Origin of the sequence: Shimia sp. MIT1388, assembly GCF_047124445.1 — a bacterium.
Taxonomy (GTDB): domain Bacteria; phylum Pseudomonadota; class Alphaproteobacteria; order Rhodobacterales; family Rhodobacteraceae; genus Shimia.
On sequence record NZ_CP138921.1, the window covers coordinates 3,384,834 to 3,407,057 of the forward strand.

Below are 22,224 nucleotides of genomic sequence, written 5' to 3' on the forward strand. Positions count from 1 at the left end.
CCTTGGTCTTACACAAACTAAGCGGTGGGGCAAAACAGATTACCGGGAGCGCGGCGCAAAATGCGGCTCTGTTGCATGGGTTTGCGGCGCTTTGGGGGTGACATCCGTGGGGAAACCCGATAGCGCGGATGAGATTAGGAAATGACGCGCATTTTCACAAAGGCACAAGAGACGTGAGCCTGACAAAGACAGAAAAAATCGCCGTTTTGGGATTGGGCTACGTTGGCCTGCCGCTGGCCTTGGGCTTGGCGCGGGCGGGCTTTGACGTGGTGGGTTTTGACACCAACAGCCGGTTGGTCGCGAGGCTGCTCAACAATGACGACCCCAATAGCGAAGTGTCTTCCGACACACTCGCGGCGAGCACGGCAGTGTTCACCGATGACGCCGCCGATCTGGCAGGGCGCACTGCGTTTATTCTGGGTGTGCCAACACCGATCACCGATGCCAAGGAACCTGATTTGGGGCCGGTGTTGGGGGCTTGCGCCACCATCGCGCCGTATCTGACCCCCGGCGCTTTGGTGATTTTGGAAAGCACGGTATATCCCGGCGTGACCGAGGATGTGTGCGGCCCCGCGTTGGCAGAGGCCAGCGGGCTTCTGGCCGGCACAGACATCAAGCTGGGGTATTCGCCGGAGCGGGTGAACCCCGGTGATGCGGAACACACGCTGGAGCATGTGGTGAAAGTGGTGGCCGGACAGGATGCCGAGACGCTGGACCGTGTGGATGCCATCTACCGCCCGGTGATCAAGGCGGGTTTGCACCGCGCCAGTTCGATCAAGACCGCAGAGGCGGCCAAGGTGATCGAAAACACCCAGCGGGATTTGAACATTGCGCTGGTGAATGAGTTTTCGCTGATCTTTGCGCGTATGGGTTTGGATACGCTGGAAGTGCTTGAGGCGGCGGGCACCAAATGGAACTTCCTGCCATTTACGCCAGGTTTGGTCGGCGGTCACTGCATTGGTGTCGACCCCTATTACCTAACCTATCGTGCGGAACAATTGGGATATCGGCCCGAGGTGATCCTCGCTGGGCGTCGGATCAACGACCATATGGGCCGCCATGTGGCGCAGGAGTTGATCAAGGGTCTCTTGGCCAAGGGCACCAATGCCGCTGGCGCGCGGGTGCTGGTCATGGGGCTGGCGTTTAAGGAAAACTGTGCCGACACGCGTAACTCGCGTGTGGTGGATATTGTGGACGAGCTCAAAAGCTACTCCGCATCGGTCGACATCTGGGACCCTTGGGTGGACCCCGAAGCGGTGGATGCGGACTACGGCTATGCCCTGGTCGATCAGCCTGAAAGTGGGGCGTATGACGCCGTGGTCGTTGCCGTTGCGCATCGCCAGTTCCGCGAGTTGGACAGCGCGGCGATAAGAGCCCTCGGAAAGCCGGAGGCTTTGCTTTACGATATCAAAGGGGTTTTGCCGAAGTCCGAGTCGGACTGGCGGCTATAGAGCGAGGCGGGTGACGTGTCCGAGGCGATTTCTTTGACAGGTGATTTGGCGGCCAATGCGTCGCCGCGCGTGCTGTTTTACAGCCACGACACCTATGGTCTGGGCCATTTGCGCCGTTCGCGTGCGCTGGCCACGGCGATCACGCAGGCCGACAGCCGGATTTCTGCGCTGATCCTGACCGGGTCTCCGGTGGCGGGGCGTTTCCCGTTTCCGGACAATGTCGACCACATTCGCTTGCCAGGTGTGACCAAGACGCCGGATGGCGATTATGAGAGCGAGCGTCTGGGGCTGCACATTGATGAGACCACCGCCCTGCGCGCTGGGTTGATCAAGGCGACCGTGGAGCATTTTGACCCCGACATACTGATCGTGGACAAAGAGCCAACCGGCTTTCGCGGCGAATTGCTGCCCGCGCTGGAGTGGCTCAAGACCAAGCGCAAGGCGCATCTGGTGCTGGGTCTGCGCGACGTGCTGGATGATCCTGATGTGCTGGCGGCCGAATGGGACCGCAAAGGTGCTCTGGAAGCGGCCGAGAAATACTACGACGAGACTTGGGTCTATGGGCTGCGCTCGATTTATGATCCTGTGGCGGGTTTGAATCTGTCGCAAAACTTCCGCTCCCGCATGAAATTCACCGGGTATTTGCACCGCGAAGCGCTGAGCGAAGGCGAAACCCCTGAGCAGCCCTATGTGCTGGTCACCCCCGGTGGTGGCGGCGATGGCGCAGGCATGGTGGATCTGGTGCTGTCGGCTTATGAGCAGGACCCGGACCTATCTCCGCGTGCGGTGCTGGTCTACGGCCCCTTTCTGAGCGGCGAGGTGCGGGCTGAGTTTGAGGCGCGGGTTGCCAAGCTCAATGGCCGGGTGCAAGCCGTGGGCTTTGACAGCCGTATGGAAACCCTGATGAAGGGCGCGATGGGGATTGTCTCCATGGGCGGCTACAATACCTTCTGTGAGGTGCTGTCCTTTGACAAACCGGTGGTGATTGTGCCGCGCACACGTCCCCGCATGGAGCAGCACATCCGAGCCAGCCGCGCTGAGAGCCTTGGCCTTGTGCGCATGCTGGATGAGCAGCGCGACGGGTTCACGCCACAGGCGATGATTGCTGCCATCCGGGCGCTGCCGGATCAGCCAAAACCAAGCCACGCCTTTGTGCCCGGTCTGCTGGACGGGTTGGACGTGGTCTCCGAACGTACTTTGGCGATGCTTGGCATCGCCCGATCTCAAGGCGCTGCATGACTTCAGAAAAACCTAAGGTGGCGGTGGTGGTCAAAGGCTGGCCCCGCCTGTCCGAGACCTTTATCGCGCAGGAAATTGTGGCCCTGGAAGAGACGGGATATGACCTGTCGATGTGGTCCCTGCGCTTCCCCACCGATAAGAAACGCCACCCGCTGCATGAGCGTTTGCAGGCGCCGGTGCATTACTTGCCGGAGTATCTGCACCAAGAGCCGCTGCGGGTGTTTAAGGGCGTGTTGGCCGGACTCTTCAAGCCACGGTTCTGGACTGCCGTGGGGTCTTGGCTCAAAGACTTGCGGCGTGACGTGACCCGCAACCGGGTGCGCCGCTTTGGGCAAGCCTGCGTATTGGCGCGGGAGCTGCCGGACGACATTGACCTGCTTTATGCGCATTTCATGCACACGCCGGCCTCTGTAACTCGTTACGCGGCGATCATGCGGGACATGCCGTGGTCGGTATCGGCCCATGCCAAGGACATCTGGACCTCGCCCGAATGGGAAAAGCGCGAGAAGCTGCAAGACAGCACCTTTGGCGCAGCGTTCCTGGCGACCTGTACCAAAGTGGGCGCGGATCATTTGGCTGAACTGGCGGATCGGCCGGATCGGGTTGAACTGGTTTATCACGGCTTGGACCTGACCCGCTTTCCGGAGCCACCGACTGAATGGCCTGAGGGCGGCGGTGTGCGCTTTCTGTCTGTGGGGCGTTTGGTGGAGAAGAAAGGCTTTGACCGGCTGATCTCTGCCTTGGCGCTCTTGCCTAAAGACCTCGACTGGCATTGGGAGCACATCGGCGGTGGCGGCGATGGCAGCCTGTTGAAGGTGCAAGCCGAGACGCTTGGCGTTGCCGATCGTATCACATGGCGTGGCGCCTGTGATCAGCCCGAAGTGATCGAGGCGATGCGTGTGTCGGACGTGTTTGTGCTGCCAAGCCGGATTGCCGAGGACGGCGACCGTGACGGCTTGCCCAACGTGTTGATGGAGGCGGCGAGCCAGAAGCTGTGTCTGTTGTCAACGCCGGTGTCGGCTATTCCGGAATTCATCACCGATGGCGAACATGGCGTGTTGTCCAGCGATGCGCCCGAGGCGCTTGCGGCGGCGATGGAACGCTTGGCGCGCGATGCAGAGCTTCGGGAGGCGCTGACCGAGGCGGCATACGGTCGGCTGACAGCGCATTTCCTGATGCAGCCGGGTATTGCGCAGCTCGACGCGCGCCTGCAAGCGGCCGCAAAGAAGGCCTGATCCGATGGGGCCGATTGCTTTCTATGCCCCTCTCAAATCACCGCACCATCCGGTGCCGTCTGGCGAGCGCCAGATGGCGCGTAACCTGATGCAGCTGCTGACGCGTGATGGCGTCGCGCCAACGCTGGTTTCTGAGCTGCGCAGCTTTGACAAACACGGCGATGATGCAGTGCAGGCGGAGCTGCTGGCACAGGCAGAGGCGGAAATCCCGGCGCTGATCGCGCGGGGGCGGGTCGAGGGCTGGGTCCTGTGGGCGACCTATCACAGCTACTACAAAGCGCCGGATTTGCTGGGACCCGCGGTGAGTGCGGCGCTGGGCATCCCCTATGTCTCCTTTGAGGCCACACGGGCGAATAAGCGCTTGGGCGGGCCTTGGGACGTATTTGAGCAAAAAGCGCAAGTGGCCTGTGATGCGGCGGATGTGTTGTTTCACTTCACGGGGCGGGATGCCGTGGCGTTGCGGGACCATCTGAAAGACGGGCAACAGCTTGTGCATCTGCCGCCGTTTCTGGCGCAGGAGACGTTGCCAGCCCCCGCGCAGCCGGATTCGTCGACCATTTTGGTGGCGGGCATGATGCGCAAGGGTGACAAATTGGCGTCATACAGCATCATTGCAGAGACTTTGGGGTATCTGACTGGCGATTGGCGGGTCGAGATTGCCGGGGATGGGCCGTGTCGTGCTGAGGTCGCGGCGCTGATGGCGCCCTATGGAGATCGGGTGAAATTTCTCGGCCAACTCGACGCCGCAAACATGGCCGCAGCCTACACGCGCGCGCGGGTGTTTCTGTGGCCGGGCGTGAACGAGGCCTTTGGCATGGTTTATCTTGAGGCGCAGGCGCATGGCGTGCCGGTTGTGGCCCAAAACCGCCCCGGCGTGCGCGATGTGGTCGCGGCGGAGGGTTTGGTGGCCGACCCAACCCCGGATGCGCTTGCAGCGGCGCTTTTGACGGTGTTGAATGACGATGAAACCCATCGGCAACGGGCGCGAGATGCGCGGGACTTGGTGCAAAGCCACCACCTGCTGACAGCTGCTCGGCGGACCGTTTGGGATGTGCTAAAACCATTGATGAAAGAGACATGATGATCCGATTGGCCATGCTGCGGCACGGGCACACCCATTGGAACCGCGCCGGACAAATTCAGGGGCGCACGGATATTCCGCTGGACGATGAGGCGCGCGAAGGATTGGCAGAGTTCAAACTGCCCCCGGGCTGGGACGCCGCTGACCTGGTGGCAAGCCCGCTGATGCGCGCACAGGAAACCGGCGAGATAGTCACCGGGCGCAGGCCAGCGGTTGTCGACGCGCTGATCGAGATGGACTGGGGCGATTGGGAAGGCAAAAAGGGCGTGGAGCTTAAGGCCGATCCCAAGAGCGGGTTTCGCGACATCGAACAGTGGGGCTGGGATTATCAGCCGCCGGGCGGGGAAAGCCCGCAGATGGTCTGGGACCGCTTGGCCCCTTGGCTGTTTGGCCTAACGCGGGATTGCATTGCGGTCTGCCACATCGGCATCATGCGGATGATTTTGGCAAAGGCGCATGGCTGGGATTTTGACGGCCCGGCCCCGTTTGCCGTCAAACGCAACAGGCTGTTTGTGGTGGAAATTGAGGGGGATACGGTTAAAGTCGCAGACCCGGATATTGTGCGATTGGAAAGGCGCAGCGCATGAAGGTTTTGATCGCTGTCACCCATCTTCTGGGCACCGGACACCTGTCCCGCGCCCTGACGCTTGCCCGCGCGTTCACACGTGATGGTCATGAGGCTGTGGTGCTTTCGGGCGGGATGCCTGCGGAGCATCTGGATAAGGATGGCGTTGCATTGGTGCAGCTGCCGCCGCTGGCCTCGGATGGTGTGGATTTCACCAAGCTGTTGACCGAATTGGGCGTGGAGGCGGATGCCGCCTATCTGGCCAAACGGCAAGCGATGATGGTGAAAGCGGTTCAAGACATGGCGCCGGATGTGGTGATCACCGAGCTCTTCCCCTTTGGCCGGCGCAGCCTGTCGGCGGAGTTTGAAGCCTTGCTCGATGCCGCAAAATCTCTGCCGCAGCCTGCCTTGGTGCTGGCCTCGGTGCGCGACATTCTTGCGCCCCCGTCGAAAGCCTCAAAGGCCGCGCGCGCGCGCGAGGTGATCAAACAGTATTACGACGGCATCCTGGTGCACGCCGACCCAGAGCTGACAAAACTCGACATGAGCTGGCCGTTGACCAGTGATGTGACGGCGATGCTGCGCTACACCGGCTACGTGGCACCGCCCGCGCCACAACAGCATCCGGACAGCGCAGGTGCCGGTGAAATTGTGGTTAGCGCCGGGGGTGGCGCCGTGGGCCAGGCGCTGTTTGAGTGCGCGATCAAAGCCGCCAAACGCAGCCCGTTGCGCTGGCGTCTTTTGGTAGGCGGGGCCAATGCTGAAGCGCGGATTACGGAGCTCAAAACGTTGGCCGATGATCCGATGATCAAGATTGAACCGGTGCGGTCGGACTTCCGGCAGATGCTGCACCATGTGACCGCTTCGGTCAGCATGTGCGGATACAACACCGCGCTGGACGTGCTGCAAACCGGCGTGCCAGCGGTGTTTGTGCCGTTTGATGATGGTGGCGAGGTGGAGCAGACTCTGCGCGCGCGGGCCTTGTCGGTGCAGCCGGGTGTTGAAGTGCTTAGCGCCACCGACCTGACTCCGCAAAGCCTAATGGCAGAGATCAAACGTGTGGCCTCCAAAGACCGCCGCAGCCCGTCTGGTTTGCGCATGAACGGCGCGGCTGAGAGCGTGCGTATTGCGCAATCCATGCTGGCGGAGCTGCGCGGGTGAGGATCGACTGGGCTCCGTTGCGGACGGAACTGGCGCAGTGGCGCGCTTCCGGTTTTGAACTGCCACTCTGGTGGCGCGATGATGACGCAGTTGCACCCACCGAAGCGCTGGATCAGCTTGCATTGTTAAGCACGGCAACAGAAGTCCCGGTGCATTTGGCGATCATACCCAACGACGCAACCGAGGCTTTGGCGCGAGACCTGCCTGAGTGTTTTGTGCCGGTTGTGCATGGCTGGGCCCATGTCAGCCACACGCCGGAGGGTGTCAAAAACGCCGAATTTGGGGCGGGGCGCCCTGCCAGCTTGGCGTTGGCAGATGCCTCGCAAGGCCTTGCGCGGCTCTGTGCCCTGTTTGGCGACCGCGTTGCGCCGATGTTTGTGCCCCCATGGAATCGAATTGCGCCCGATGTTGTAGCGGGGTTGGCTGAGGCCGGTTTTGACGCGGTGTCGACATACAATCCTCGTACCGCCACCATGGCTGCTCCCGGAGTGGCGCAGATCAACACGCACATTGATCCGATTTTCTGGCGCGGACACAGAGGGTTGGTAGATGCAGAGACATTGATGTCTCAAGTAGTCACGCTGCTGCAAGACCGCCGCGCGGGTCACACGGACAATCACGAACCCTTGGGATATCTCACGCACCACCTTGTGCATGACACCGATATCTGGGAGTTTTCGCGGCAGTTTTTGCAGGAAATTTGCGAAGGGCCGGTGCGGCTTTATCGCCATGATGGAAAGGGCATTTCATGAGCCGTTTGAACAGCATGATGCGGCGCTTGGCAGCGCAGGCCGATGGGCTGGAGTGGGGCAACACCATGGTGGACAGCCTGTCGGGAGATTTTCTGGACATGGGGCTGGGCAATGGCCGCACCTATGACCACATCCGCGAGATAGCCCCGGAGCGGCGCATTTGGGTGATCGACCGCGCGCTCAACTGCCACCCTTCCTGCGTGCCACCTGAGGAGGATTTCCTGCAGGGTGAGGCCGAGGAGATGCTGAAAAAGATGTCGGCGGATGGCACCAAAGTGGCCATGGCGCATTATGATTTTGGCTTTGGCGACAAAGAGAAAGACGTGGCCGAGGCGGCGCGTCTGTCTGCGATGATCAAGGAGATCATGCTGCCCGGCGGCGTGCTGGTATCTGGGCAGCCACTGGTTGGCTTTGAGCAAGTGCGCGGGCCAACAACCGTGGCGCCAGAACGGTATTATTTCTACAGAACATGAAAAAAACGCCCGGTCAGTGACCGGGCGTTGTCTTATTCCGCCGCTGGCAGCTTCAGCTCGGTGGCCTCAGCGCGGCTCAGCATGGAGCCCATCTTGCGCTCTCTCAGCACCTCACGCGCTTTTGCATACATCGGGTCTTCCCAGAAGATCAAACAGCCGTTGCACCCCTTACCACAACAGCCTTCGGTGCCTTTGCGGTTGGTTTTAAAGCGCTTGGTGTTGGTGTCCGCCTCAATCGCATCTACCAGCGCATCGCGCCGACGCTTGTAGGCGGTCTCGTTGGTGCTGTCTTTCACTTCCATCGCCAACGCGGTTTTGTCGAGCTGCAGGCGTTTCCACTGCTCTTCCGTCAGGGCGCGTTCCTTGCGGATCACGGTCATTGGCGGGAAGTTCTGGCGCAGATCGTCGATGTCTTCGTGCTCAAACAGCGAGAAGGGCAGGCGGATCACGGTCTTGGTGGAGCCGTGGATCACGTCCTTTTTCTCACCAGAGGCGGCGATTTCGTAGTCATAGGCGCGCAACAGAATGGTGTTGCGGGCAATCGGTGAGACGATTTCCAGAACGTCGCCGGGCTCCAGCTTGTTCTTCACCTCTACGTGGAAGGCGTCGTCCACCACCTCTGTGACGAAGCCGGCGTACTCCCATTGGGCAATCGCCTGGGTTTGCTCGTAGCCATGGGCGAGGTTGGTCAGACGGCCTTTGTGGAAGGCGAGGGTGTAGCCGCGGTTGCCCACGGTTTCGAGCTCTTCCATGTAGTCGGCCGCGTTCCAGTTCTCCGGATCGGCGTAGTAATCATCGATCGCCATGCGATAGGCGCGGGCGACAATCGCTGCATAGTATTCCGACTTGCCACGCCCTTCGACCTTGAGGCTATCCACGCCGATACGCAGATAATCGTCCAGTTTGGGCATCAGGCAGAGGTCTTTGGAGTTAAGGATGTAGCTGCCGCGCTCGTCTTCCTGAATCGGGAGGAACTCGCCGGGGCGCACGCCCTCTTCGAGCAGGAACTCGAACATATGCAGGTTGTCTTCGTCGACAATCAATTCCTGCACGGTGCCGTCTTTTAGGCGCATGTGGAACTTGTAGTTCCAGCGGCAGGAGTTGGCGCAGTTGCCTTGGTTGGCGCCGCGCTCGGCCATGAAGTTCGACAGCAGGCAGCGACCAGAGTAGGTCATGCACATGGCGCCGTGCACAAAGGCTTCCAGCTTGATGTCGGGGCATTTCTCGCGAATCTCTTCGAGCTCCGGGAAGCTCACTTCGCGGGCCAGAACCACCAGATCGGCGCCCTGGGCCTGCCAGAATTGCGTGGTGAGCCAGCTGGCAATATTGGCCTGTGTCGATACATGCAGTGGGATCTCCGGCGCGCGTTCTTTCACGTATTGGAACACACCGGGGTCGGAAATGATCAGCCCGTCGGGGTTCACCTGACGCACCGTGTCGATGTACTCATCGAGCTTGGGAATGTCTTTGTTATGGCTGAACAAATTCAGCGTCAGATAGGCGCGGCGGCCGTGTTCGTGGCAGAATTTCACGCCTTCGATCACGTCCTCAAGCGAGAATTCGGATTTCGTGCGCAAGCTCATATCGGGCGTGCCGAGATAGACGGCATCAGCGCCATAGAGCACTGCCATCTTGAGTTTGCGGAGGTTGCCGGCCGGCATCAAAAGTTCGGATCTGTGTTGGGTCATCGCGCGCGCTTTCCTGATCAGGGGGGCGTCATACACTGATCCCCGCTTTGGGGCAAATGGGGGCGTAAAACCACATCTGCAATACGTCGGTGCCGCGTCAGTATTGCGGAGGTGCGAAACTCAGAGGAAGGTGCTGATCCCGCCCCAGAGAAGGCGCAAGGCGATTAGGATTAGCAACACGTTGAGCACCTTGTGAAATCCGTGGTCGCTCATCCGGCCCAGCACGTGTTTGCCCACCCAGGTGCCCGCCGCGCCACAGGCAATCAGTCCAGCGATGAACAGCGCCCAAGGGGCAAAGCCAAACCCCAGCGCCGCAAACATTGCCACCTTGAGGCCGTGCTGTACCGTCATCAGGGCGGCGTGGGTGGCCACATGGGTGTGACGGTCAAGTTGCATGGTTTTCACATAGGCGGCCACAAACGGTCCGGTGGCGCCAAAGAACATGGTCAGAAATGAAGAAAACGCGCCCGCACCGATGGGCCATTTGCCAATCCACGCAGGCGTCTTGCCGAGCACTACCCAAAGCAGGAACAGGCCAATGCCAATTTGTACGGTGGCGGGCGGCAGGCTTACCGCCACACTGCCGCCAATGGCGACGCCGATGAGGGCACCGATGGTGAAGGCAGGCAAGGCGCTGCGCAGGATGTGGCTGCGGAACATGGTGGCGCGCACGGCGTTGGAGCCCAGCTGCACTACGCCATGTACGGGGATCAGCGCCGCTGGCGGCAGGATCACGGCGGCCACCGCCAGGAAGATCGCGCCGCCACCAATGCCAAGCGCAGCGGTCATCAATGAGGTGGCAAAGCTCACCGCCAGAAGGAATATCGCATGGGCTTGGGACAGGTCTGGCGGGAGTAGGTCAATCATGCCGCCACTATGGGCTGTGGGTCCTACAGTGCAAGCTTTCTTCCGGCTTGGGCTTCTTCTTGCCAAAAATATCTCGGGGGTGCGGGGGGCTGGCCCCCGCTTAGGCCGCTTGCGACGGAATGCCCAACATCTCCCGCGCTTCCGCTGGGCTGGCAATTGCGCGCCCGGCGTTTGTTGCACAGGTGGCAAGCGCTTCGATTAACGGACCATTGGAGCGCGTTTTGTTACCATTGGGCAGATAAAACGTGTCCTCCACACCGGTGCGCAACATGCCGCCAAGCTCGGCAGCTTTTTGGTGAGTCTGCCAAATCTCGCTGCGCCCGATCAGCGTGGCCTGCCAGAAACTGTCTTTCAGCAGGTACGGCATCAGGAATTCCAACAGCATCGGGTCCACGGGCATGCCGGAGGCCACACCCATGACAAGGTTATACTGCGCGCGGCTGGTCATGCCGTTTTGCACATACATCGCCACAGAGCGCACGATGCCGGTGTCAAAGCACTCAAACTCTGGAATTGTGCAGGTCTCTGCCATCACATCGAGATGGTCCTGAATTTTGGACGGCTGGTTTTCAAACAACATTGGTGGCCAGGCCCACTCGCCATTGCTGCGCAGTTTGAGGTAGTTGAGCGATCCCGCATTGCAGGCGGCGATTTCGGGTTTCAGCGCGCGAATGCAGTCCAACGCGCCAGAGTAATCCGGCCCTACCACGCCGGTGGTGGCGTTGATCAGGATATCAGGGCAGGCATCGCGGATGGCATCGACAATCTCTGTTGCCACCTTGGGATCCCAGCTGGGCAGGTGGCCTTTGCCCGCTTCCTGCTGGCGGAAGTGGATGTGGATCACGGCGGCGCCCGCGTCCATCGCCTCGCGCGCGGAGGCGGCGCATTGCGCGGGCGTGACCGGTACGGGATGCTGTGTCGGATCGGTCAGAACACCGTTGAGCGCGCAGGTGAGGATGGCTTTGTCCATCTCAGGCCTCCTGTTTGTGGCGGCTGCCGGGGGCGGGGGGCGTTTCCGGCGGACCTGCAAAACATTGGGCGTTGGCCATCCAGGTCTGGGCAACCTCACCCGTGGCGGTCAGCGCGGTATCGGCAAAGGCGCGGGTCTGGGTGACGACGGCGGCAAAGTCTGTGGCGGGGCCGGTGATGCTGTTGCCGCCCTCATCGCCAAATTCCCATGTGTCACCGGATGGCGCGGTCAGGGTGAGTTTGGGCATCGCGTCTGGCACTTGTAGGCTGTGCACCTGATGGGACCAGCCAAAGGTGTTCACGCCAAGGATGACGATGTTTTTGATGCGGTCGCTGTCCGCGCGGACCTTGCCCAGCAGGTCAAACACCTCAAACCCATGCGCCCAGGTTTCCATTTGCCGGGCGGTCATAGAGGAACGTGCCGACATCGACGGGCCGACCCAGGGCAGCCGCGCCTTGGGGTCCATGTCCCGCCAGCGAGCGGCGATGTCACGCGCGGTCTCGATCCAGTGGTCGCGCAGGTCTGCACCGCGTTCCGGAATGGTTTCATTCTCATAGCTGCGCAGGGAGCCGGTGGCCTTCAGCGAGGCCATTGCGCCGCCCATGCGCGCCATAAAGGCGGCTTCGTCGGAGGCAGACAGGTCCGCGCCGGTGTTCCAGAAATGCAGGTGCACCAACACGTCTTCTATGGTCCAGCCTTTGAACTGGGTCTGCGTGCGCAGGTCTGCATCCGACAAGCCGGACAGCGCATCATGCAGCACTTCGGACTCGGTGAGAAAATCGTCAGCTTGGGTGAGGGTCATGTTGGGTCTTCCATGGTCAGGATCAGCGCGCCTTTGGACAGCTGTTGTCCCGCTGCAACGTGGAGCGCGGCGACAACGCCGTCGGCGGCGGCGGTCAATTGATGTTGCATTTTCATGGCCTCAAGCACGGCCAGCGTGTCGCCTTTTTTGACGGTGTCCCCTGCGGCCACGTTGAGCGCCACTAACAGGCCCGGCATCGGCGCGGTGAGCGCACCGTTGGCGGCAGCGTCGGTTGTGGCCCAAGGCTGCGCACGGGTGACATGCAGGTGGTGGCCTGCGGCTTGCAGGTATAGCCCCCCCATCCCGTCAGGGGCGTGATGCGCAGTGGTGCGGTGTCCGTCGAAGCGGAGATCGTTTGAAGACGTGTGGGACCAGCCGTCGCCAGAAACCGTGATGTGATCCGTGCCGACGCCCGCCGCAGTGAGCTTGTGTAGATCTCCGTCAAGCGAGAGATCCAGCGGAATGGGTAGGCCACCGTCGCTGGAAAACCCTGCGAGAGAGGTATCTCGCAGCAGACTTTGCGCTTGTGCAACCGCATTTTCGCTGCGCAGCAAAAGTGCGGCGGCAAGGGCGACGGTTTGAGGTTTAAGCTCCGGGGATGGTGGTCCTTCAGGGTAGGTGTCATCCAGAAAAGATGTGGTGGCGGTGCCGTTTTGCACCTCGGCGTGATCCAGCAGATCCCGCAGAAACGGCAAGTTGGTGGTCACCCCCAGAACCGCCGTATTGTCCAGCGCTTGGGTCAGTGCGCGTAGCGCTTCATCCCGGGTGTCCCCATGGGCAATGAGCTTGGCCAGCATCGGGTCATAATGCGGAGAGACTTCGTCCCCACTGCGCACGCCGGTGTCGATCCGGATGTTGTTATCCATTTCAAATTTATAGATTTTTCCAATGGAAGGCAGAAAGCCATTGCCGGGGGCCTCGGCGTAGAGCCGGACCTCTATGGCGTGTCCCGTGAGTGTGACATCCTCTTGGGACACCGGCAGGGGCTTGCCCTGCGCGACGGTGATTTGCAGTGCCACCAGGTCCAGCCCCGTGACCATCTCGGTGACCGGATGCTCGACCTGAAGGCGGGTGTTCATCTCAAGGAAATAGAAATCCTCACCGTTTTCATCGAGCAGAAACTCCACCGTGCCCGCACCGACGTAATCGACCGATTGGGCCGCTGCGATGGCGGCTCTTTCCATACGTTTGCGTAGGGTTTGGGTCATGCCGGGGGCAGGGGCTTCTTCAATCACCTTTTGGTGACGGCGCTGCACAGAGCAGTCTCTTTCACCTAAGGCGATTGTATTCCCCGCGTGATCCGCAAAGACCTGAACTTCGATGTGGCGGGCGTTTTGCACCGCGCGCTCGAGGATCAGGGTGTCATTGCCAAAAGCTGCGCTGGCCTCAGCGCGGGCCAAGGTGAGCGCCTCTGGCAGGTCGTCCAATTTGCTCACCAGCCGCATGCCTTTGCCGCCGCCACCCGCTGCGGCTTTGACCATGAGCGGCACGCCGATGTTGCGTGCGTGAGCCAGCAATGTCGCATCAGCTTGGTCGTCGCCTTGATAGCCGGGCACACAGGGGACACCGGCGTCCAGCATGTGGGCCTTGGCGATGGCCTTGTCGCCCATGATCTCAATGGCCTCGGCGGATGGTCCTACGAAAACAAGACCTGCGCGTTCAACAGCGCGGGCAAAATCTGCGTTCTCAGACAGGAAGCCATAACCTGGGTGGATTGCCCCCGCGCCGGAGGCTTTCGCGGCGGCCAAAATGGCGTCGACGTTGAGGTAACTGTCGGCGGCAGAGGCGGGGCCGATGCGATGTGCCTCATCCGCCATGGACACATGCAGCGCATCTGCGTCGGCATCCGAATAGACCGCAACAGCGCGTAGCCCGAGGTCGCGCGCAGTGCGGATGATACGGCAGGCGATCTCGCCGCGGTTGGCAATCAGAAGGGTGTCGAATTTGCGCATGCTCACATCCTTGCCACGCCAAAGCTGTTGGGGTTGAGATCGCGACGGCGGGCCTCGGCCACCGTGCCAAGGCAGAAGGCAATCACCTTGCGGCTGTCACGGGGATCGATCACGCCGTGGTCGAGCACCTTGCCGGAGGTGAAGAACGGCGAAGACTGCGCATCAAACAGGCCTTGAATGGCGGCTTCTTGTGTGGCCATGCGGGCCTCATCCACGTCGACGCCTTTGCGGGCGGCCCCGGCGCGGGCGACGAGGCTCATGGTTTTTGCAGCCTGTGCGCCGCCCATCACGCCGGAGCGGGAGGTGGGCCAGGCAAACAGGAAATCCGGCTGATAGGCGATGCCGCACATGCCGTAGTTGCCCGCGCCAAAGCTGGCGCCGCAGTAGAGCGTGATCTTGGGCACGCGGGCATTGGACACGGCTTGGATCATCTTGGAGCCGTGTTTGATCATCCCGGCCTGTTCATAGGCAGTGCCAACCATGTAGCCGGTGGTGTTGTTGAGAAACACAAGCGGTGTGCCTGCCTGATCGCAGGCCTGAATGAAATGCGTGGCCTTGTTGGCGCCTGCGGGATCGATGGGGCCATTGTTGGCGAGGATGCCAACGGTGTGGCCGTGGATCTGGGCTTGAATACAAAGGGTTGTAGGGCCGAAATCCGGTTTGAATTCGTCAAAATCCGACCCATCGACAAGGCGGGCGATCAACTCGCGCACGTCATAGGGCGTGGACCAAACAGCAGGCACGACGCCTGCGATTTCATCCACGTCAAACCGCGGTTCGTCGTAGGCGCGCGCTTCCGGCTTAGTCATGTCGCGGTTCCAGTCCAGCCGCGCCATAACCCGGCGGGCCAGTGCGATGGCGTGCACGTCGTCTTCGGCAAGGTATTCCACCAGACCGGAGGTGGTCGCGTGCATTTCCGCGCCGCCAAGATCGGCATCTTTGGCAACCTCACCGGTTGCAGCATTGACCAGAGCCGCCCCCGCAAGTGCGGCCATGCCGTTTTTCTTGACGCCAATCACATAGTCGGACAGGCCCGGCATATAGGCGCCGCCCGCGGTGGAGGGGCCGTGCAAAACCGCGATGGTGGGCAGGCCTGCCGCCGAGAGCCGCGCCAGATTCCGGAACACGCCACCACCCAGAGCCCAGTCTTCGACGCGGTAGTTCATCAGGTTGGCGCCCGCGCTCTCGACCAGATGCACAAAGGGTAACTTCTGGCGCAGGGCGATCTCTTGGGCGGACAACATGGCCTGCAACGACATCGGGGACAGCGCGCCCGCGTTGATGCCGCTGTCATCCACAATCACCATGCAACGCACGCCGGAGACAAATCCTATGCCCATAAGGAAAGTGCTGCCTGGCAGGGATTTCTCTGGGTCATCGCTGTCTTGCAGATAGCCCGCGAGACTGTGCAGGCGCAGGAAGGGCAGGCCGGGGTCCAGCAGGCGGGCGAGACGCTCGCGTGGGGTGATCTGCCCCCGTGCGGCAAAGCGCTCTCGCCGTTGTTCGGATTTCTCTGCTGTTCGGGTTTCCAGCGCGCGCAGCTCCGCCACGGCGCTCAACATCGCATCCCGGTTTTCGCCAAACGCAGGCGCGTTCGGTGTGATCTGTGTCTCAAACGACATGGGGGCTCCTCCTCCTGAGCGGTCCCGATATTTGAGACCACTCTGAGCCGCCGGCGCGGGCGCATCAAGACAGCGTGATTGTGACGCTGCGGCCAAAGCTTGTTGTTGAGGCTTTGGCGGCGTAGGATTGGCCCATGCAAACTGTTGATCTGCAAGAAGATATCAATGTCGTTGCCGCCTGTGGCCCGATCAAGGTCTGGTCGGTTGTGGTCACCATTCTGGGCGACCTGCAGCAAAGCGAAGAGGCCTGGCTGTCCGGGCCGGTGCTGGACGCTTTGGTCAGTCGGCTCGGGATCAACAATCAGGCGTTGCGGGTGGCGGTGCACCGGTTGCGCCGCGATGGCTGGATCACCTCGGAGAAACGCGGACGGCTGTCGGCGCATCAACTGACGACCAAAGGCTGGGCCGAGACCGAAGCGGTGCGTGGGCAGATCTACGGCACGGCAGATACGGTGGAGGCGGTCTGGTTGGCGGTGGGTGGCCCGAATTTGACAGCGGCGGAGTTTCTGGAGCTGTTGCCGACCCACGCGGTTGCTTTGTCAGCGCGCAGCGCGCTGGGAACCGGGACCGTGCGTCCGAGTGAAGAAGTTTTGCTGAGCAAATTCACGCCGGAGCGTGTACCAGAGTGGGCGGTCACTGCTTTGGCCCCACCTGAATTGGCGAAGGAATATGATGCGCTTTCAGCGGCCGTCGGGCGTGTGCTCGCGCATAGCACGCCGGACGGCACCTTGGAGCGCACGGCGCTGCGGCTGGTGATCTTGCACCATTGGCGGCGCTTGCGGCTGCGCCATGGCGCTGTTCAGGATGCGGTTCTGCCGTCTGATTGGCCCGGCGCACGGGCGCAGCGGTTGGTGATGCAGGCGCTGACCCGGCTGGAGCGGCCGGAAGTGGCAGAGCTTGAGCGGCAAGTGGCGCTGGGCTAGGCTTTTTCGAAACGGTTTGAGGCAACAGAATTAGGGCAGGATGATCCGGGGTTTGGCGGATATTTCGGACGACGGAGCACGCGGCGCATGAGCGCTTTGGCGGCGCCAGATTTGCAGGTCGCGGCCCACGACGGGCGTGCCACTGTCCGCCTGTCCGGCGCTTTGCTAACTGAGTTTCTCGCCGACATGGAGGCACTGTTTGCGCAGGCCGCGCCAACGGAACACCATGTCGACATAGACCTTTCCCCGCTCACCGCCTTTGACACCGGCGGGGCTTGGCTGGTTTCTCAGCTGCGCACGCGATTGCAGGCGCAGGGGGCCGAAGTGCAGATTACTGGTGCTGCAGATCATCTTGCATTGATCGAGACTGTGGCCACCGCCACGCCCGAAGAGACACCCCATGAGCTGCCGGAACATGGACGTTGGGAATGGGTGGCGGATATTGGCCGCAAGCTGGTGTCCGGTTGGGGTGACGCGCTGTCACTGGTGAGTTTTCTCGGGCAAACGCTCGCCGGTCTAGCCGATGTGATTGTTCGCCCACACAAAGTTCGCTGGGCGAGCTTGTTCACGCATATGCAGGACGTCGGCTTTAACGCGGTGCCGATTGTGGCGCTGATGGGCTTCTTGATCGGCGTGGTGCTGGGCTTTCAAGGCGCGAGCCAATTGCAGCAGTTTGGCGCAGAGGTCTTTGTGGTCGAGCTGATCGGCATTTCGGTGCTGCGTGAGCTTGGCATCCTGCTGACCGCGATCATTGTGGCGGGCCGATCCGGGTCAGCCTTCACCGCCTCGGTTGGCTCCATGAAAGTGCAGCAGGAAATCGACGCCATGCAGACGCTGGGCCTTGATCCGGTGCGGGTGCTGGTGGTGCCACGGGTGCTGGCGCTGCTGATCATGCTGCCGCTCTTGGGGTTTGTGGCCAACCTATTTGGCCTGTTTGGCGGCGCGCTTATGAGCTGGGTCAGTCTGGATGTGAACCCCGGCATGTTCCTCACCCGCCTGCATGACAACATTGCCGTGAAACACCTGCTTGTCGGCATGGTGAAAGCACCGTTTTTTGCGCTGGTGATTGGCGTGGTGGCCTGTTGGCAGGCCTTCCAGGTGAAAGGCAGCTCCACCAGCGTAGGCCAACGCACCACCTCCAGTGTGGTGCAGGGCATCTTTCTGGTGATCGCGCTGGACGCGCTGTTCTCGATCTTCTTTGCGCAGTTGGGGGTGTGAGCATGGGCGATACTCCAGAGCGTGACGCCATCATCAAGGTCCGCGGATTGCGCAACCAGTTTGGGCCGCAAGTGGTGCATGACAATCTCGATCTGGATGTCTGGCGCGGCGAAGTGCTGGGCATTGTTGGCGGGTCTGGTACCGGCAAATCGGTGCTGTTGCGCACCATTGTGGGCCTGAACAAACCGGCGGCGGGCACAATCGAAGTGCTCGGGACCAATGTGCTCACCGCGCCAGAAGAGGAGCGGCGCAAGGTGGAAACTCGTTGGGGTGTGGCCTTTCAGGACGGGGCGCTGTTTTCCTCGCTAACGGTTTTGCAGAACGTGATGGCCCCGATGCGTGAGCATCTGAAGCTGTCGACCAATCTGATGAAGGAGCTGGGCGCGCTCAAGATCAGCCTTGTGGGGCTGCCGCAACTGGCCTGTGACAAGCTGCCTAGCGAGCTGTCGGGCGGGATGCGCAAACGGGCGGCCTTGGCGCGGGCGCTCGCGCTCGACCCACAGATTGTGTTTCTGGACGAGCCCACAGCGGGCCTCGATCCGGTGGGGGCGGCGGCCTATGACGACCTGATTGGCGAGTTGCAGCGCAGTCTGGGCATCACCGTCTTTATGGTGACGCATGATTTGGACAGCCTCTATGCGATTTGTGATCGCATTGCGGTGCTTGCCGAGAAGCGTGTTCTGGTAGAAGGTCCAATAGAAACAATGACAGATGTCGATCATCCGTGGGTGCAAGAGTATTTCACCGGCCCACGTGCGCGGGCCGCGCAGGTCAAAGGCATCGACACGGAAACCGGGGGCGCATAGGGCATGGAGACACGGGCAAACTACCTCCTGATTGGGGTGTTCGCGCTGGTCGGCCTAATCGGCTCGTTCCTGTTTGTGCTGTGGCTTGCGAAAATCGATCTGGAAAAGCAATACGCCTATTACGATGTGCTGTTTGAAAACGTCGGTGGCCTCGGGATGGCGGGCAGCGTGCGCTACAATGGCTTGCCGGTGGGCCAGGTTGTGATGCTGGAGCTGGATGACGAGAATCCTTCGTTGGTGCGGGTGCGTATTGAGGTGGGGGCTGATACGCCGGTAAAAACCGACACCATTGCCAAACTGCAGGGACAGGGCGTCACTGGCGTGAGCTTTGTGGCGCTGTCTGGTGGCACACTTGAGGCCGCCGCCTTGCCGCAATATGGCGAAATCACCACGGAAAAGAGCGCCCTGCAATCGGTGGTCGAAGGCGCGCCGCAGTTGATGGAAAAGGCGATTGGCCTGCTCGAAAACCTGCAAGGTGTTGTGAGCGAAGAAAACACCGCAGCGGTGAATGAACTCTTGGGCAATTTGGCCAGCGCCTCTGGCCGTTTGGACCGCACCTTGGCCGAATTTGAAGAGCTCTCCGAAGATGTCGGCAGCGCGGCGCGCGAAATTGCCGCCTTCACCACGCGATTGGAGGCCTTGTCGGACACGGCCGAAGAAACGTTGGTTGAGGCCACCGGCGCGCTGGGCTCCATCAAAGAAGCCGCCGAGCGCACCAAAGGCACGTTGGACAATGCCGAAAGCGCCTTTGCCACGGCTGACAGCTTGATGAAAGAAGACCTCAAAGACTTCATCCAGCGTGGCGCAGATGCGGCGGCGGCGCTGGAAAACGTGGTTGAGGTGCTGGAACCCTCCGCGATTTCCGCGATGCAATCGGCGCAAGCGCTGATCGATGAACGTCTGCCTGCCTTGGTGCAACAGGTGCAGGACACAGCGGAAGTGATGGAAACCCAGATCGCGCAGGTCGGCACTGACGCCTCAAGCCTGATGGCGCGGTATGAGGAGGTCGGCACGAGCGTGCAGGCGCGTGTTGAACAGACCCAGACAGCTATTTCCGCGTTTGAAACCGCCACTAATGCGGCGACAGACACGCTTAATTCGGTGCGCGTCGCTTCTGATACGGCCACCACGGTGATGAACACAGACTTACAACCACTGGCGGATGAGGCCACGGCGGCGCTGACCACGGTGCGCGACATCGCGACCACCAAAGTCTCGCCTTTGATTGATCAGACCAACGAAACGCTGGTGGCGATTGAGACCGGCGTGGAGGAGATCACAGACCAAGGCGCGCTGATGCTCGAAACCGCCACGGCACGCTTGGTGGAGGCACGCGGCACGCTCGCGAACTTCAACGAAGCTTTGGAGCTTTCAGACGAAATGCTGCGCTCGTTGGACGACACAGCGGATGCGGTGAACACGTTGGTGCGTGGCGGCGCAACAGACATGGTCGAGGATGCCCGAGAGGCTGCCGCCAGCGCGCGTAGCGCCTTGGATGCCATCCGCGTGACCGTGGATGAGCGCCTGCCCGAGGTGGTCGAAAACATCTCTGAAGCCGCGCAAGCTGCCAACACCATGATTGCCAGCATCGACACATTGGCCGTGGACGCGAACGGCCAACTGGCGACGTTGTCGCCGCAAGCCAGTGATGCCCTGCTGACCGCGATCGACACGTTTGAACGCTCCAACCGCACCTTGGAGGCGATTTATCAGGCGATGGAAACCGCTGACGCGACGCTGGTCACGGCCGGCGACACATTTAGCGGGGTAAACCAGATTCTCGATGAGGATGTGGATCAGATCATGACCGACATCAGTGGGGCCGTGGCGGCGGTTTCGGGCACCGTGACTGGTGTCTCTGATGACATCAGTAAGGCATCAGGCGAGGTGCTGGCCGCCTCGCAATCCGCATCTGATTTGCTCGGCACGGTGAACGAGATTGTGCAGCGCAACGAGCGGCAGGTGTCGGAGTTTCTGCGGCTGGGCTTGCCGCAAACTGTTAAATTTGTGGAAGAATCCCGCTATCTGGTCGGCAACCTCGACCGGCTGGTGGCCCGGATCAAACGTGATCCGGCACGGTTTCTTCTCGGCACGCAAGGATCGGAGTTTAGCCGATGACACGATGGGGATTGGCAACGGTATTGCTGGGCGCGCTGGCGCTCTCGGGCTGTGGCGGGTTGGGCACGTTGAACCGCGCGGCCTCGCCAACGGATCTCTATACGCTGACGCCCAAAAGCACATTTTCCTCCGGTTTACCCCGGCTTAGCCACCAGATTGTGATCGAGGAACCCACGGCTCATGCGGCTGTTGACACCGACCAAATTGCAGTGCAGCCGACGCCCTATCAGTTTGAATACCTACCCGTGGCACGATGGGTCGACCGTGCGCCGGTGATTGTGCAGACGCTGCTGATCGAGAGCTTTGAAAACAGCGGCAAGGTGGCCGCCGTGGGTCGGTCTTCCGTGGCGCTGCGCCCGGATTTCCTGATTGTGTCAGACCTGCGCGAGTTTCAAGCGCGCATTCCAGCGGTGGAAACCGAAAGCAATGCTTTGGAAGTGCACGTGCGCATGAACCTCAAGATTGTGGACGCCTATGACGACCACATCATTGGCTCAAAATCCTTTGAAAAAGTGATGATGTCACCCACGGATGAGATGTCCGATGTGGTGGTGGCCTTTGACGAAGCCTTGGGCAAAACCATGCGCCGCGCCGTGGAATGGAGCGTGAAAACCATCTACAGCCACGGTCAACGTAACCCCCGCCCCGCGCTGCGTTAGCGGATCAGCAATCGGCAAATCATCGTGTTGTTGGTTTCCAGATCCGGCCCCCAGATGAACTCTGCCTGTCGGTCCCATTTGATATCGTTGTACCCGTCTTTGGGGCGCACCTGGCGCTTCTTGTACTCTGTCGCCCGCGGCCAATGTGAATCGTCAAAATACTCCGCCGTCCACCCCCGTGGCGGCTTGCTCGCCTCAAAGCCACACGGCCCTTCGCCCACACGCGGATTGCGCGCCTTGGCGCAGGATTTCTCGAGGGGTGCCTCATGGATCACCTTGCAGCGCCAGTCCTTGTCCGACACGGCCACAAGCTTTCCGGAGGCATCTTTGATCTGCAGGATCACGCCACCGTCGCCCATCTGTTGGCGGTTGGTGCCGATGTATTCCAACCCGGTGTCGTTCTCTTTGAAGTCTTTCGCCATCAAGGCCAGCATAAACGGGCGCTCGGCGCGGAAGGTGAAGCTCTCGGCGTTAAACGAGCGTTCCGTGGCGATGGAGATGCGGTCCTGACCCACCAGGGATCCGTTGGCATACAGGGCAAACCAATTGTCGGCCCAGACGTCCGCCTTGAAGGTTTCTGCGGTTGCGGCGGTACTAAGAACCAGCGTGAGGGCGCCCCCGAGGACATGTCGCATATCGACC

The 22,224-nt window shown here is 61.1% G+C and carries 20 protein-coding genes; 13 read left to right on the forward strand and 7 right to left on the reverse strand.

From position 1 onward, the window contains the following. The first annotated feature begins 179 nt into the window (after window positions 1-179). From SIB92_RS16710 to SIB92_RS16745, 8 genes are read left to right on the forward strand one after another with little or no spacing between them, the layout of a single operon-like run. The gene (locus tag SIB92_RS16710; RefSeq protein ID WP_412555858.1) at window positions 180-1,451 is read left to right on the forward strand and encodes a nucleotide sugar dehydrogenase; all 1,272 of its coding nucleotides are present in this window, start codon (window positions 180-182) and stop codon (window positions 1,449-1,451) included. Window positions 1,452-1,466: 15 nt separating this feature from the next. Continuing rightward, window positions 1,467-2,690 carry a glycosyltransferase family protein gene (locus tag SIB92_RS16715; RefSeq protein ID WP_412553100.1) on the forward strand — a complete coding sequence of 408 codons (1,224 nt, stop codon included), beginning with the start codon at window positions 1,467-1,469 and terminating at the stop codon, window positions 2,688-2,690. After that, the gene (locus tag SIB92_RS16720; RefSeq protein WP_412553101.1) at window positions 2,687-3,925 is read left to right on the forward strand and encodes a glycosyltransferase family 4 protein; all 1,239 of its coding nucleotides are present in this window, start codon (window positions 2,687-2,689) and stop codon (window positions 3,923-3,925) included. The genes SIB92_RS16715 and SIB92_RS16720 overlap by 4 nt, the downstream gene beginning before the upstream one ends. Window positions 3,926-3,929: 4 nt before the next feature. Next, on the forward strand, window positions 3,930-5,006 hold the full coding sequence (locus SIB92_RS16725) for a glycosyltransferase family 4 protein (RefSeq protein WP_412553102.1): 1,077 nt from the start codon (window positions 3,930-3,932) through the stop codon (window positions 5,004-5,006). After that, window positions 5,006-5,593 (forward strand): histidine phosphatase family protein, encoded by a 588-nt coding sequence (locus SIB92_RS16730; protein ID WP_412555859.1) that lies wholly within the window; start codon window positions 5,006-5,008, stop codon window positions 5,591-5,593. The genes SIB92_RS16725 and SIB92_RS16730 overlap by 1 nt, the downstream gene beginning before the upstream one ends. After that, a complete protein-coding gene (locus SIB92_RS16735) occupies window positions 5,590-6,732 on the forward strand; it encodes a glycosyltransferase family protein (protein ID WP_412553103.1) in 1,143 nt (380 codons plus the stop codon). Before SIB92_RS16730 ends, SIB92_RS16735 begins: the two co-directional genes overlap by 4 nt. After that, a complete protein-coding gene (locus SIB92_RS16740; RefSeq protein WP_412553104.1) occupies window positions 6,729-7,484 on the forward strand; it encodes a polysaccharide deacetylase family protein in 756 nt (251 codons plus the stop codon). The genes SIB92_RS16735 and SIB92_RS16740 overlap by 4 nt, the downstream gene beginning before the upstream one ends. Next, entirely contained in the window at window positions 7,481-7,957 is a 477-nt protein-coding gene (locus SIB92_RS16745) for a class I SAM-dependent methyltransferase (protein ID WP_412553105.1), read from the forward strand. Before SIB92_RS16740 ends, SIB92_RS16745 begins: the two co-directional genes overlap by 4 nt. A gap of 32 nt (window positions 7,958-7,989) precedes the next feature. On the opposite strand, the gene SIB92_RS16750 is transcribed toward SIB92_RS16745, so the two are convergent. From SIB92_RS16750 to SIB92_RS16775, 6 genes are all read right to left on the reverse strand, one after another. Continuing rightward, window positions 7,990-9,645: a U32 family peptidase gene (locus SIB92_RS16750; protein ID WP_412553106.1), complete on the reverse strand. Its 1,656-nt coding sequence runs from the start codon at window positions 9,643-9,645 to the stop codon at window positions 7,990-7,992. Window positions 9,646-9,765: 120 nt separating this feature from the next. Continuing rightward, window positions 9,766-10,512: a sulfite exporter TauE/SafE family protein gene (locus SIB92_RS16755; RefSeq protein WP_412553107.1), complete on the reverse strand. Its 747-nt coding sequence runs from the start codon at window positions 10,510-10,512 to the stop codon at window positions 9,766-9,768. Between the two features lie 100 nt (window positions 10,513-10,612). Then, window positions 10,613-11,482 carry a 3-keto-5-aminohexanoate cleavage protein gene (locus tag SIB92_RS16760; RefSeq protein ID WP_412553108.1) on the reverse strand — a complete coding sequence of 290 codons (870 nt, stop codon included), beginning with the start codon at window positions 11,480-11,482 and terminating at the stop codon, window positions 10,613-10,615. 1 nt (window position 11,483) lies between these two features. Next, window positions 11,484-12,284: a TIGR03084 family metal-binding protein gene (locus tag SIB92_RS16765; protein ID WP_412553109.1), complete on the reverse strand. Its 801-nt coding sequence runs from the start codon at window positions 12,282-12,284 to the stop codon at window positions 11,484-11,486. Beyond that, on the reverse strand, window positions 12,281-14,236 hold the full coding sequence (locus tag SIB92_RS16770) for an acetyl/propionyl/methylcrotonyl-CoA carboxylase subunit alpha (protein WP_412553110.1): 1,956 nt from the start codon (window positions 14,234-14,236) through the stop codon (window positions 12,281-12,283). Before SIB92_RS16770 ends, SIB92_RS16765 begins: the two co-directional genes overlap by 4 nt. 2 nt (window positions 14,237-14,238) lie before the next feature. Continuing rightward, complete coding sequence (locus SIB92_RS16775) at window positions 14,239-15,858, reverse strand: acyl-CoA carboxylase subunit beta (protein ID WP_412553111.1); 1,620 nt, start codon at window positions 15,856-15,858, stop codon at window positions 14,239-14,241. Between the two features lie 134 nt (window positions 15,859-15,992). Here SIB92_RS16775 and SIB92_RS16780 point away from each other — a divergent pair, with 134 nt between their 5' ends. The 5 genes from SIB92_RS16780 (at window position 15,993) to SIB92_RS16800 (ending at window position 21,582) form a co-directional block, all read left to right on the forward strand. Then, a complete protein-coding gene (locus tag SIB92_RS16780; RefSeq protein WP_412553112.1) occupies window positions 15,993-16,781 on the forward strand; it encodes a PaaX family transcriptional regulator C-terminal domain-containing protein in 789 nt (262 codons plus the stop codon). Between the two features lie 87 nt (window positions 16,782-16,868). Continuing rightward, window positions 16,869-17,999: an ABC transporter permease gene (locus SIB92_RS16785; RefSeq protein WP_412553113.1), complete on the forward strand. Its 1,131-nt coding sequence runs from the start codon at window positions 16,869-16,871 to the stop codon at window positions 17,997-17,999. A gap of 2 nt (window positions 18,000-18,001) precedes the next feature. Beyond that, on the forward strand, window positions 18,002-18,805 hold the full coding sequence (locus tag SIB92_RS16790) for an ABC transporter ATP-binding protein (protein ID WP_412553114.1): 804 nt from the start codon (window positions 18,002-18,004) through the stop codon (window positions 18,803-18,805). A 3-nt stretch (window positions 18,806-18,808) separates the two neighbouring features. Continuing rightward, window positions 18,809-20,923, forward strand: coding sequence for an MlaD family protein (locus tag SIB92_RS16795; RefSeq protein ID WP_412553115.1), 2,115 nt, complete (start codon window positions 18,809-18,811; stop codon window positions 20,921-20,923). Further along, window positions 20,920-21,582 (forward strand): ABC-type transport auxiliary lipoprotein family protein, encoded by a 663-nt coding sequence (locus SIB92_RS16800; protein ID WP_412553116.1) that lies wholly within the window; start codon window positions 20,920-20,922, stop codon window positions 21,580-21,582. The genes SIB92_RS16795 and SIB92_RS16800 overlap by 4 nt, the downstream gene beginning before the upstream one ends. Here SIB92_RS16800 and SIB92_RS16805 read toward each other — a convergent pair. Further along, complete coding sequence (locus SIB92_RS16805) at window positions 21,579-22,217, reverse strand: PEBP family protein (RefSeq protein ID WP_412553117.1); 639 nt, start codon at window positions 22,215-22,217, stop codon at window positions 21,579-21,581. The two genes, SIB92_RS16800 and SIB92_RS16805, sit on opposite strands and share 4 nt — an antisense overlap. Window positions 22,218-22,224: the final 7 nt, after the last annotated feature.